The following is a 222-nucleotide window of genomic DNA, read 5'->3' as shown; positions in this document are numbered from 1 at the left end:
CTGACGGAAACGGCCCTGCTTGCCTTTCAGCATGTCGGAGAGGGACTTCAGGGGGCGGTTGCCCGGGCCGGATACGGCTCTGCCGCGGCGGCCGTTATCGATGAGAGCATCCACTGCTTCCTGGAGCATACGTTTTTCGTTGCGGATGATGATTTCCGGAGCGCCCAGTTCCATCAGTCTCTTCAGACGGTTGTTTCTGTTGATGACGCGGCGGTACAGGTC

The 222-nt window shown here is 59.5% G+C and carries 1 protein-coding gene; it reads right to left on the bottom strand.

The annotated features are described in order from the left end of the window. Positions 1-222 (bottom strand): hypothetical protein (locus B2Y11_RS01985; protein ID WP_291055489.1); only part of this gene is annotated, 222 nt, incomplete at both ends.

Source organism: Dialister sp. UBA1703 (assembly GCA_002320515.1).
Taxonomy (GTDB): Bacteria; Bacillota; Negativicutes; order Veillonellales; family Dialisteraceae; genus Dialister.
This window is presented reverse-complemented; position numbering and strand designations above follow the sequence as displayed.